The 11,542-nt window shown below is 62.4% G+C and carries 8 protein-coding genes and 6 pseudogenes; 7 read left to right on the top strand and 7 right to left on the bottom strand.

The annotated features are described in order from the left end of the window. Nucleotides 1-6 precede the first annotated feature (6 nt). From CU_RS09190 to CU_RS10825, 3 genes and pseudogenes are all read right to left on the bottom strand, one after another. Entirely contained in the window at nt 7-1,251 is a 1,245-nt protein-coding gene (locus tag CU_RS09190) for a pyridoxal phosphate-dependent aminotransferase (protein ID WP_012361069.1), read from the bottom strand. A gap of 45 nt (nt 1,252-1,296) precedes the next feature. Next, complete coding sequence (locus CU_RS09185) at nt 1,297-2,163, bottom strand: hypothetical protein (protein WP_012361068.1); 867 nt, start codon at nt 2,161-2,163, stop codon at nt 1,297-1,299. A gap of 327 nt (nt 2,164-2,490) precedes the next feature. Continuing rightward, nucleotides 2,491-2,758, bottom strand: a pseudogene (locus tag CU_RS10825) (transposase); the annotation flags it as partial. Between the two features lie 46 nt (nt 2,759-2,804). Here CU_RS10825 and CU_RS10510 point away from each other — a divergent pair. Next, a pseudogene (locus tag CU_RS10510) lies at nt 2,805-3,518 on the top strand (IS6 family transposase). Nucleotides 3,519-3,605: 87 nt separating this feature from the next. On the opposite strand, the pseudogene CU_RS10505 reads toward CU_RS10510, so the two are convergent. After that, a pseudogene (locus CU_RS10505) lies at nt 3,606-3,752 on the bottom strand (sodium:glutamate symporter); the annotation flags it as partial. Between the two features lie 154 nt (nt 3,753-3,906). After that, entirely contained in the window at nt 3,907-4,935 is a 1,029-nt protein-coding gene (gene adhP / locus CU_RS09165) for an alcohol dehydrogenase AdhP (protein WP_012361064.1), read from the bottom strand. A 156-nt stretch (nt 4,936-5,091) separates the two neighbouring features. Here adhP and CU_RS09160 point away from each other — a divergent pair. Further along, a pseudogene (locus CU_RS09160) lies at nt 5,092-5,539 on the top strand (NAD(P)/FAD-dependent oxidoreductase); the annotation flags it as partial. Between the two features lie 79 nt (nt 5,540-5,618). Here the strand turns inward: CU_RS09160 and CU_RS09155 are convergent. Beyond that, nucleotides 5,619-6,332: pseudogene (locus tag CU_RS09155) on the bottom strand (IS6 family transposase). Between the two features lie 73 nt (nt 6,333-6,405). Here CU_RS09155 and CU_RS09150 point away from each other — a divergent pair. From CU_RS09150 to CU_RS09130, 3 genes are all read left to right on the top strand, one after another. Further along, complete coding sequence (locus CU_RS09150; RefSeq protein WP_041628529.1) at nt 6,406-6,846, top strand: type I restriction enzyme subunit R domain-containing protein; 441 nt, start codon at nt 6,406-6,408, stop codon at nt 6,844-6,846. Nucleotides 6,847-6,882: 36 nt separating this feature from the next. Beyond that, nucleotides 6,883-8,057 (top strand): IS3 family transposase gene (locus tag CU_RS09140; RefSeq protein WP_231837664.1). Its coding sequence is split into 2 segments (ribosomal slippage): nt 6,883-7,162 and nt 7,162-8,057, totalling 1,176 coding nucleotides; the frame shifts between segments, so codons are not numbered across the junction. Nucleotides 8,058-8,156: 99 nt separating this feature from the next. After that, nucleotides 8,157-9,349 (top strand): IS3-like element IS3502 family transposase gene (locus CU_RS09130; protein ID WP_095075332.1). Its coding sequence is split into 2 segments (ribosomal slippage): nt 8,157-8,445 and nt 8,445-9,349, totalling 1,194 coding nucleotides; the frame shifts between segments, so codons are not numbered across the junction. Nucleotides 9,350-9,413: 64 nt separating this feature from the next. Here CU_RS09130 and CU_RS09125 read toward each other — a convergent pair. Continuing rightward, nucleotides 9,414-9,839 (bottom strand): annotated as a pseudogene (locus tag CU_RS09125) (transposase); the annotation flags it as partial. A 5-nt stretch (nt 9,840-9,844) separates the two neighbouring features. Here CU_RS09125 and CU_RS09120 point away from each other — a divergent pair. Further along, the gene (locus CU_RS09120) at nt 9,845-10,864 is read left to right on the top strand and encodes a CE1 family esterase (RefSeq protein ID WP_012361054.1); all 1,020 of its coding nucleotides are present in this window, start codon (nt 9,845-9,847) and stop codon (nt 10,862-10,864) included. Nucleotides 10,865-10,913: 49 nt separating this feature from the next. Further along, nucleotides 10,914-11,525 (top strand): DNA-3-methyladenine glycosylase, encoded by a 612-nt coding sequence (locus CU_RS09115; protein ID WP_012361053.1) that lies wholly within the window; start codon nt 10,914-10,916, stop codon nt 11,523-11,525. The last annotated feature ends 17 nt before the right edge of the window (nt 11,526-11,542 follow it).

Raw genomic sequence — 11,542 nt, 5'->3', positions numbered from 1 at the left:
CCGGGCCTACTGGCGGTAGCTGGCGAGGAAGTTCCCCAGCCGCTCGATGGCGTCCTTGATATCGCGGGCCCACGGCAGGGTAACCATGCGGAAGTGATCCGGGGTCGGCCAGTTGAAACCCGTGCCCTGAACCAGGTGAATCTTCTCCGCGCGGAGCAGATCGAACATGAGCTTTTCATCGTCGTGGATCTCGTGGACGTTCGGGTCCAGCTTCGGGAAAGCGTAGAGCGCGCCCATCGGCTTCACGCAGCTCACGCCCGGGATCTCGTTGAGCTTCTCCCACGCCATATTGCGCTGCTCCAGCAGACGGCCACCTGGCAGCACGAGGCCGTCGATGGACTGACGGCCGGAGATCGCCACCTGGATGGCGTGCTGGGCCGGAACATTCGGGCACAGCCGCGTCCCGGCGAGCATCGTCAGGCCCTCCAGGAAGCCCTCCGCGTGCCCCTTCGGGCCGGTGATGACCATCCAGCCGGAGCGGTAACCGGCGACCCGGTAGGCCTTGGAGAGGCCGTTGAAGGTCAGGCACAGCAGGTCCGGGCAGAGGCTCGCGATGTTGATGTGCTTGGCGTCGTCGTACAGGATCTTGTCGTAGATCTCGTCGGCCAGGATGAGCAGAGAATGCTCGCGGGCCACATCCACGATCTGCTGCAGGATCTCCTTGGAATACACCGCGCCGGTCGGGTTATTCGGGTTGATCACCACGATGGCCTTGGTGCGCTCGGTGACCTTGGAGCGGATGTCCTCGATGGAGGGGTTCCAGTTGTCCTCCTCGTCGCACAGGTAGTGCACCGGCTTACCGCCGGACAGGGACGTCGACGCCGTCCACAGCGGGTAGTCGGGGGACGGGATGAGGACCTCGTCGCCGTCGTCGAGCAGGGCCTGCATCGTCATCGTGATCAGCTCGGAGACACCGTTACCCAGGAAGACGTCCTCGACGTCGAACTCCGGGAAGCCGGGGATGACCTCGTAGCGGGCGACGATCGCGCGGCGGGCGGAGATGATGCCCTTGGAGGTGGAGTAACCCTGCGCGTGCGGCAGAGCGGAGATCATGTCGCGCATGATCACATCCGGGGCCTCGAAGCCGAACTCGGCGGGGTTGCCGGTGTTCAGCTTGAGGATCCGGTGGCCGTCGGCGGCCATGCGCTCGGCTTCCGCGTTGACTGGGCCGCGGATCTCGTAGAGAACGTTAGCCAGCTTCGAAGATTGGTTCAGGTGGCGCAATTCGCTGGGGCGTAGGGGCTTACTCATTCTTCAAACCTTGCCAGGGTGGCAAACGTTTCGCCAGCATTTCGGCTAGTTCCGCCCGCCGTTTCCGGTTCCCGCTCCGCCGGTGTTCCCGCCACCGCGGTTACCACCGCCGGTGCCGCTGTCGTCCTCACCGGTGAGTTGGTCGATGACGTCGCCGGGGTTAGGGAGGACTCCCTCGTTTCCGCCGTTATTGCCGGTGCCGGGGTTCGGCTTCGGCTCGGTGTTTCCGTTATCGCCCTGGGCTGGTGGCTTTGGAGTGTCCGAGGAGGGCTTGCGCTTCGAGCTTGGGGTTTTGCTCGTGGTTTCCTCGGAGGGGTCCGTGGTCGTCTCCTCCGGCTCTGGGGCGGGCTCGTAGTATCCGGGGTCGACGTATCCCGGGTTCACGTAGCCGCCGTTGGGCGCCCCGGCGTTCGGGTCGCGCTCGTACTTGCTGGTCGTGGTTGCCGCCGGGCGGGATGGGGTGATCGCGCCGGTGGGGGACTCGTTAGCCTCCGCGGTGGTCTTCGCCTTACCCATGAAGAGGATTCCGAAGGCGATGGCAGCGATGACCGCCACGGTCAGGATGATTGCCATCCAGCCCCAGGTGGGGAGCTTGCCCATGGGGGATTTCATGTCCGCGGCGAGGTTTTGGCGCCACGGGCGGTCGTCCTCCTCCAGTTCCTCGGGGTCCTGTTCGGCCTCGGTACCATCCTCGTCCGTTGCCTCGGGGGAGTTGTCCGCGACGGGGGAGGCTGCGGTGTCGGCGTTCGGGTCGGTGTCGACGTCGCCCTGCGCGTTGTCCTGCGGGGTGTTTTCCGTTGGCTCATGCGGCGCCGGGGTAGCGCCGTCGGTCGTGGCCTCAGACATCTCCGCGTCGGTTGCGGGCGTGCCTGACCGTGCGACGTCTCGCTCAGAGTTGCCGGGGGTCGTCATTAGCTCGCCTTCTTACGTAGGGGGGGACGGCGGGGGGTTAGGACTGAAGTTTATGTTCTCCGATTCCGTGCCGACAATCGTGCAGGTAGGTCGCTTATTGGAGGGGTGGTGTCACATTGTAAATGTTACCGGTGTTATTCATGTGACTTCTTTCTTCCTTGATGTAAGGTAAGAGAATGCTGAAAAACCTTAGAGCTCGCCGTGGGTTCAAGCGCGCCGCCGTCGTCGCTTTTAGCGGGCTACTGGTGCTAGGCTTGGGCCTGGGAGAACTGCCCACCACACCAAAGGCTGAGAGAGTGTCCGATTCTTTGTGTGCGGGGGCTTGGTTTACAAGTAGTCCGCGAATCGGTCGGGGTGTGCCACAGCTAGTTGGTTGATGGCCTGTTTCCACCCGGTGGCTTTCACCCCTTCAACATAGCCGTTGCATTCGATGTCGCGCTTTGCATTCTTCGCTCGCTGGGCAGCGCGCTTGTCTTCGATGTTGCAGATCATCAGCCACAGCGTTTTCAGCGCCGCGGTATCGTTCGGGAATTGCCCGCGGTTACGGGTAGCTTTACGCAGTTTAAGCGTTGAGCGACTCGATTGAAGGTGCTGTTGCAAAGTTCGGGCGACAGGAAGACCTGCGTGAAATAATCACAGCCATGGGCATCTTCTCCGGTCGTCATTTCCCCCGTGAAATCATCCTGTGGGCGGTGCGGTGGTACTGCCGCTACGGGGTGAGCTACCGAGATCTCGAAGAGATGATGACTTCAGCGGGGCGTGCCGGTTGATCACACCACGATTCTCACCCCTGGGTCCAGAAATACGCCCCTGAGCTGGACAAGCACACTTGGTGGTACCGACAAGTTCCTGACTGGCAGGCCCGGTCCTGGCGGGTGGACGAGACCTATATCCGGGTCGGGGGAAAGTGGTGCTACCTCTATCGGACCATCACCGCTGGCGGGCATACCCTGGATTTTTACCTGTCCCCAAAGCGTAACGTCGCCGCAGCGAAGCGTTTCCTGGCCAAGACCCTGAGGTCGAACACGATAACCGGGTTCCCGCGGGTGATCAACACCGATAAAGCACCCTCCCTGGCCAGGGCAATCGCCGAGTTGAAGTCAGAGGGAATCTGCCCGCAGACCGTGGAACACCGGCAGGTGAAATACCTCAATAACGTCATTGAAGGAGATCATGGGCGGCTGAAACGGATCCTCGGACCGAAGGGGGCGTTCAAAAACCGGACCTCGGCGTACCGGACGTTGAAAGGGATGGAAGCGATGCACTCATTACGGAAAGGCCAGGGCGCGATGTTTGCCTACGGGCAACCGAACCCGGATGCGGTGATCGTCAGCCGGGTGTTCGAGGCTGCCTGAGAACGCCGACCCGCAGCGAGCATCAGAGGATGAAGACTGGGTCGTCACGGCTCTCCGCCTGAAGTTTGCAACAGCACCGGAGAAGTTGATCAGGCCGAGGAGGCCGGCGGTGATCGAGGCCGGCATGAGCAGGCACTGGAACAGGCCCACCTTGCGGCGCAGGACGTTGCCGATGACCATGAGCAGGGAGATCCAGCCGACGTCGATAAGCAGGCTGTACGGGGTGTAATCCATGGCGCCGTTCACTTCCTTCCGGTACGCACCGGCCACCGGGTGGGGTGTACGCTGCGCTGATGCAGTTGTACGGGTGTGCAGTTACCTTAACCCGTCAACCCCGCCATCCCCGACCCGGGCGGTCGGGGATGGCGGGGTCAGGTGCCGGCGGCCGCTAGTAGCGGATGGACATGCGGCCGTCGACCTTGCCGTGGCGCAGTTCCTCGAAGACGGCGTTGACGTCGTCGAGGGAGCACTCGGACACGGTCGGCTTGATCAGGCCGCGGGCGTAGAAGTCGAGCGCCTCGGCCAGGTCCTGGCGGGTACCCACGAGGGAGCCGCGGATGGTCAGGGCCTTGAACACGATCTCGAAGATCGGGGCCGGGAAGTCCCCCGGGGGCAGGCCGTTGAACACGATGGTGCCGCCCTTGCGGGCCATGCCGACCGCCTGGCCGAACGCCTGCGGGTGGACCGCGGTGACCAGGACACCGTGGGCGCCGCCGTCGGTGAACTCCTGGACCGCCTCGGCCGGGTCGGCGTGCTTGGCGTTGACGGTGAACTCCGCGCCGTGCTTCTTGGCCAGCTCGAGCTTCTCGTCGGCGATGTCGACGGCGATGACGCGCATACCCATGGCCACGGCGTACTGGACGGCGATGTGGCCGAGGCCGCCGACGCCGGAGATGACCATGAACTGACCGGGCTTGGTCTCGGAGACCTTCAGCCCCTTGTAGACGGTGACGCCGGCGCACAGGATCGGGGCGACCTCGACGGGGTCGGAGCCCTCGGGGATGCGGGCGCAGTAGCGGGTATCCACGAGCATGTAGGTGCCGAAGGAGCCGTTGACGGTGTAGCCGCCGTACTCGGCCTGGTTGCACAGGGTCTCCCATCCGGTGCGGCAGTACTCGCACTCACCGCAGGCGGACCAGAGCCAGACGTTGCCGACGATGTCGCCGACCTTGACGGAGTGGTCACCGGGGCCGAGTTCGACGACCTCGCCGACACCCTCGTGGCCGGGAACGAAGGGCGGCTCGGGCTTGACGGGCCAGTCACCCTCGGCGGCATGGAGGTCGGTGTGGCAGATGCCGGAGGCCTGCAGCTTCACCAGCGCCTGGTTGCGGCCGGGCGTGGGCATCTCGACGTCGCGGAGGTTGAGTTCGGGACCGAAGTCCTCAACGACGGCGGCGCGGAACGTTGTGTCAGTCATGGGTATCCAATCGTTGGGGGGGGGCCGGGGGTGGTTTCACTGTACATAACAGAACCTACGACGTCCATCACTTTTCGTAATGAGTATAGTTCCCATTACAGTGGTCATGACACATACCTTGCTGACATGTCATATAACAGGCGTAGGATGACAGCCATGAACCCCGCTGACCTGCAGCACCGCCACATCCCCGCCGTCATCATCGGCGCGGGCCAGGCCGGGCTGTCCGCCGCCCACGAGCCCCTCCGCCGCGGGACCCGGCGGGACGACATGGTGGTTCTCGATGCGAACGACGGCCCCGGGGCGCGTGGTGCCACCGCTGGGACTCCCTCACCCTCGGCAGGGCGCACGGCATCGCGGACCTGCCGGGCCTGCCATGGACCGCCCCGACCCGGACGTCCCCGCCTCCCGGCTGGTCACCGACTACTACGGAGCCTACGAGGACACCTTCAATCTCGACGTCGCCCGCCCAGCCGCCGTCCACCGCGTCGAACCGACCACCACGGACCCCGCCTCCCCGCTGCGGATCACACTCGCCGACGGCACCACCTTCACCGCCGACATCGTCCTCAACGCCACCGGCACCTGGGACAACCCCTACATCCGGTGCTGTTGCAAACTTCAGGCGGAGAGCCGTGACGACCCAGTCTTCATCCTCTGATGCTCGCTGCGGGTCGGCGTTCTCAGGCAGCCTCGAACACCCGGCTGACGATCACCGCATCCGGGTTCGGTTGCCCGTAGGCAAACATCGCGCCCTGGCCTTTCCGTAATGAGTGCATCGCTTCCATCCCTTTCAACGTCCGGTACGCCGAGGTCCGGTTTTTGAACGCCCCCTTCGGTCCGAGGATCCGTTTCAGCCGCCCATGATCTCCTTCAATGACGTTATTGAGGTATTTCACCTGCCGGTGTTCCACGGTCTGCGGGCAGATTCCCTCTGACTTCAACTCGGCGATTGCCCTGGCCAGGGAGGGTGCTTTATCGGTGTTGATCACCCGCGGGAACCCGGTTATCGTGTTCGTCCTCAGGGGCTTGGCCAGGAAACGCTTCGCTGCGGCGACGTTACGCTTTGGGGACAGGTAAAAATCCAGGGTATGCCCGCCAGCGGTGATGGTCCGATAGAGGTAGCACCACTTTCCCCCGACCCGGATATAGGTCTCGTCCACCCGCCAGGACCGGGCCTGCCAGTCAGGAACTTGTCGGTACCACCAAGTGTGCTTGTCCAGCTCAGGGGCGTATTTCTGGACCCAGGGGTGAGAATCGTGGTGTGATCAACCGGCACGCCCCGCTGAAGTCATCATCTCTTCGAGATCTCGGTAGCTCACCCCGTAGCGGCAGTACCACCGCACCGCCCACAGGATGATTTCACGGGGGAAATGACGACCGGAGAAGATGCCCATGGCTGTGATTATTTCACGCAGGTCTTCCTGTCGCCCGAACTTTGCAACAGCACCGTTTAGAGCAGTCCAAGACGTGATCAAGTCCAACCCGAAGTACCACGGGCTTGAAGCACTCGTGGCGTTTTCTGGCTCCCTGGAGGTGTCCAAGGACGAAGATGTAGAGCAGATCGTCACCGAATCCTCGCTCAATAACGAAAACGCACCCGAGGGACAGCGCCGGATGGAAACGTCCAAGATGGTCGACGGTGCTGCATACAAGTTTTTGATCGTGGCGAATAAATACCAGACCGGATTCGATGAGCCACGCTTGTCCGCGATGTATGTGGACAAGCCACTATCGGGCGTGATGGCGGTGCAGACACTTTCCCGTCTTAACAGGACGATGCCTTCGAAAAACAAAACCAAGACGTTCGTGGTGGATTTCGTCAACGATCCTGAGACGATCTTGGAAGCGTTCCAGCCGTACTACTCGCAGGGGACTGCCGAAGGTTTGGTTGACTCCAAGACCGCATGATTCCTGAGAGGGCGTCGTGCTGAAAGGATGGCAACCATGCCGAAGATCACCTACACCGACGAGTTCAAGCGCGACGCGGTCGCGTTGGTCGAGTCGGGTATCCCGCAGAAGCAGGTCGTCAAGGACCTCGGTATCGCGAAGACCACGCTGCAGGCGTGGATCCGTGACGCGAGGTTCAAGTCCCATGGGATGACCCCGACCACCGATCCAGAGGCGCGCAAGGACATGTCGCAGGCGCTGCGCAGGATCCGGGAGTTGGAGATAGAAAACGAGGTGCTGCGGCGCGCGGCGGCGTATCTGTCGCAGGCTCACATCATGCCCCCAAAATGATCTATCCGCTCGTGAAGGAGATGGCCGCGGTCGGTGGCCGGGTGAGGGTGCCGGTGGCGGTCGCGTGCCGGATACTGGGATTCTCCAAACAGGGCTACTACAAGTGGCTCAAGCAACCGGTGTCAGCCCGTGAGGCCGAGGAACGCGAGTTGATCGCCGTGCTGCGCGAACTCCACGCCGATGATCCGGAAGGCGGCTACCGGGTGCTGGCAGACGACCTCGCTGAGTTGGGCTACGAGTTGTCCGAGCGCAGAGTGTGGCAGTTGTGCCGGGTCGCCGGGATCCAGTCGGTGTGCGCCAGGCGTAAGACTCGCTACAAGAAGGCCGGCGCACCGGTTCACGATGACCTGGTGCAGCGTCAGTTCACCGCTGACGAACCTAACCAGGTGTGGCTGACCGATATCACCGAGCACCGCACCCGCGAGGGCAAGGTGTATCTGTGTGCGATCAAGGACGTGTTCTCCAACCGGATCGTGGGCTACTCGATCGATTCACGGATGAAGGCCCGTATCGCCGTCAACGCGCTCGAGATGGCGGTGGTCCACCGAGGCCGGCCCGCTGGGGTGATCGTCCATTCCGATCGAGGGTCCCAATTCCGGTCGCGCCGCTTCCGCAAAGCGCTGAAGCGCCACAGGCTACGTGGCTCGATGGGCAGGGTCGGGGCATGTGGCGATAACGCCGCGATGGAGTCGTTCTTCGCGCTACTGCAGAAGAACGTCCTCGACCGTCGATCCTGGGGCACACGAGAAGAACTGCGTCTGGCCATCGTGTCCTGGATCGAGGGCAAGTACCACCGCAAACGCCGTCAACGCCGACTCGGGAAACTCACCCCCATCGAGTTCGAACTCATCATGAACCCAGCCGCTACACTGGCGGCATAAACCCGGAGGTCAACCAAACCTTCAGGACGGACCTGACCCCTGTTTGGTAGACACCTCTGATTCCGGCTGTGTTGAGTCGGGGAAAGGTAATCTACCTCCATGCCTAGGAAGGTTTATTCGGATCAGTTCAAGCGCGACGCGGTCGCGATGTACGAGAACGATCCACAGGTGTCGGTGAACGCTGCGGCCGCTGATTTAGGGATCAACCGCTCCACGCTTCGCGTATGGGTTGATAAGTACGGAACTGGCACGAAACCCCAGCTTTCAGCGGGCTTACGTGCTGATCGTGCGAGGCAACTGACCGATGCTGAGAAGCTACGTCAGCTGCAACAGGAAAACGCCCGCCTGAAAGAAGAACGCGATATTTTGCGTAAGGCAGCCAAATATTTCATGGAAGAGACGAACTGGTGATCCGCTTCCGGTTCGTTGATGACCACCGCACCGATTACTCGGTCAAGCGGATGTGCACCGTACTCGGGTTAAACCGCAGCTCCTACTACAAATGGAAAGCTAGCAGCGCCCAGCGGCACCGCAGACTGGTTGATGATGCCATACTCGGAGCCAAGGTCCAGGCCATCTTCGACGACAAGAAGCAGCTCTACGGCGCAAAACGCATTGCCGCCGAGCTGACTTTCAACGATGCGTACAGTAGCACCGGACCGGTCAACCATAAGCGCATCGCCCCGATTATGAGGAAGCTTCAGCTGCGCGGCTACACGAAAAAACGTAAGGTCACGACAACACAGCGTGAGCGTCATCGCTTTATATTCGCTGACCTGGTCAAGCGGAACTTCACTGCGCCAGCTGCCAATAGGATCCTCGTCGGCGATATTACCTATCTGCCGATCGCAGACGGGTCGAATATGTATCTGGCTTCTGTGATTGACTGCTACTCGCGGATGCTCGTCGGCTTCGCGATCGCAGACCACATGCGCACCGACCTCGTCGAAGAAGCGCTCGAGCATGCTCGCCGTACCCGTGGCAGTCTCTCCGGGGCGATCTTCCACTCAGATCATGGCAGCGTGTATACCTCATCGCAGTTTCAGGCTGTCTGCCGAAGACTCAACGTCACCCAGTCGATGGGAGCAGTTGGCAGCAGCGCTGATAATTCACTCGCGGAGTCGTTTAACGCGGCGTTGAAACGAGAAGTGCTCAAAGACCAGAAAGTCTTTTCCAATCAGCTAGTCTGCCGACGCGACGTCTTCGCATGGTGTGCGCGCTACAACACCACCCGAAGGCATTCCTGGTGCAAGTACCTCACACCCATTGAGTACGAATCTCACGCTTCCTAACAATGCGCTAGAGTAAAGCCAATAATTTCACCCCCACGGTGTCTACTTTCCGGGGGCCGGGCCCCATCCCGCCGGCGTATAGCGAGACGATCATGTCGTCGAGTTCTGTGAGCCGGCGTGCGCCCTTGGGCACCATCTTCGGAGTAAACGTGCCAGCACGATCCCTGGGCACGGTCACTTCCACCGCGCCGTAGCCAGAATTGACGGTCTTGGTGTACGACCCGTTGCGGTGATTGCCGCCGTGCACGGGTTCAACCTGGGCTTTGGACTTGCGGTCGGAGTGGCTATAGCCCAAATGCGCATCCATCTCCGCCTGCAGACCAGCGTTGATTGATGCCTGCAGCAGGCCTTTGACCAGCTCGCTGGCATCATCAGCGGAGGTCGACAGCTCGCTGATCAGGCTAGCCAGCTCAGGATTTTCCATCAGCTTCTCGCTGATCTCGTTGACCCTCGCCGGGTCATGGCCTTTCTTCGGTGACACCGTAGTCATTATCGGTGAAACTCCCTCTCAATCAGAGCCTCACACACAAACTTCCTGACACCCTCAAGGCTGAGGCGCAGCTGCCACCGCTGCCAGCCGTCCCACAGTCTTCCGACTTCCAGCTCCCACAGGTTCAGTTGCCGAACCTCGGCGACATCCGCCTGCCGAACGGCCAGCGGGTGCAGGACGCACTCCCAGCGGGCTCCAGCCTGCCGGACGCGCCGGCACCGGCGCCGCAGGGGCGCCCGAATAACGCGAAGCCAGCTCCGCACATCGGCAACGGCCAATCCATCAACGTGTACACCAAGTCCACCGGCCGCAACCGCCGGTACATCATGCACGTCCCGACTCACTACAACCCGGCCCGCCCCGCCCCGGTGGTCTTCGGCTTCGATGGCTGGCGCGATAGCCCGGAGAACTTCCGCCGTTACTCCCGCCTGCACGAGACTGGTGCGGCACGCGAGGCCATCCGCATCTACCCGGAGTCCATCAACCACGGCTGGGAGGGTGCACCGTACGCTAGCGTCCGTGGCGGCGAGGACCTGCGCTTCGTCACCCAGATCATCGACGAGATTGACCGCACCTACAACGTCGACCGTCGCCGCATCTACGCCACCGGCCACTCCAATGGTGGCGGCATGACCGCTGTCGTCGCCTGCCACCTGCCGCACGTCTTCGCGGGTGTCGCGTCCGTCGGCGGTGCCTACTACAACCCGGTGAACTCCGGCTGTAAGAACCTGCCGATCCCGATCCTCGTGATGCACGGCACCGGCGACACGATGATGCGCTACAACGGCGGCACCCGCCACGGCCGTCCGTACCTGAGCGTCCCGCGCCTGATGAACAGCTACAAGGCCCGCAATGGCTGTGCACCGCAGCCAGCGATCCACAACGTCCCGGGCGGCAAGCGCCACGTCTACCGTTGCGCCCGCGCTGAGACGCAGCTGATCACCAACCCGCAGAACCACACCTGGAACCGCGTGCCGGATGCCAGCCAGGAAGTCTGGAACTTCCTGAGCCGCCAGCGCCTCTAAAACCAGCGACTAAAAGCGAGCAGGAAGGCACCCACCTAAGGTGGTGGGCATGACCATCCACCTCGACTTCCATCAATCTGCCGAACACACCGCACCCCTCCTATTGGGAGGGGTGCTTCGCTTTGGGCAGGTAGCGGTACGCCTCACTGAAGTCGAGGCCTACGTGGGGCGCAATGATCCCGCATCTCATGCCTACAACGGCCCCACGCCCCGGTGCGAAACGATGTTCGGCCCACCGCAGAGGCTCTACGTTTACGCCAGCTACGGGATCCACCGCGCCGGGAACCTGGTGTGTCACCCGGAAGGTGAGGCGGGAGGGATCCTGCTGCGCGCCGGGGAGGTCATCGCGGGAAAGGAACTCGCGCGTCAGCGGCGTGGGGAGAGTCATGCCGAGGAGAACCTGGCCCGCGGTCCCGGAAATTTCGGCCAGGCCATGGGCTTCGACCTGCCTCTCGACGGTTCGCGGGTGATCCAGGTTGATGACGCGCTGGGGGTGACTGACCCCGAGGAGGGGGTGCTGTACCTGCAACCGCCGGCGGAGCGGGCGGAGTTTTTCGCCGGGCCGCGTATCGGGATTTCGAAGAATGTCGCCGCCCCGCTGCGCTTCTGGATCCCGGGTGACCGGACGGTCAGCTCGCCGCGCGGCCGACCACGCGGTTAGGTCGGCGCTTCACTGTT

The organism is Corynebacterium urealyticum DSM 7109 (assembly GCF_000069945.1).
Lineage (GTDB): Bacteria > Actinomycetota > Actinomycetes > Mycobacteriales > Mycobacteriaceae > Corynebacterium > Corynebacterium urealyticum.
Note: the sequence above shows the minus strand (reverse complement) of the source record. Positions and strands in the feature narration are given on the sequence as shown.

What these genes read in the sequence shown, in the direction of transcription:
- CU_RS09190 (WP_012361069.1), bottom strand. Translation starts at nt 1,251, where the DNA reads ATGAGTAAGCCCCTACGCCCCAGCGAATTGCGCCACCTGAACCAATCT.
- CU_RS09185 (WP_012361068.1), bottom strand. Translation starts at nt 2,163, where the DNA reads ATGACGACCCCCGGCAACTCTGAGCGAGACGTCGCACGGTCAGGCACG.
- adhP (WP_012361064.1), bottom strand. Translation starts at nt 4,935, where the DNA reads ATGACTGACACAACGTTCCGCGCCGCCGTCGTTGAGGACTTCGGTCCC.
- CU_RS09115 (WP_012361053.1), top strand. Translation starts at nt 10,914, where the DNA reads ATGACCATCCACCTCGACTTCCATCAATCTGCCGAACACACCGCACCC.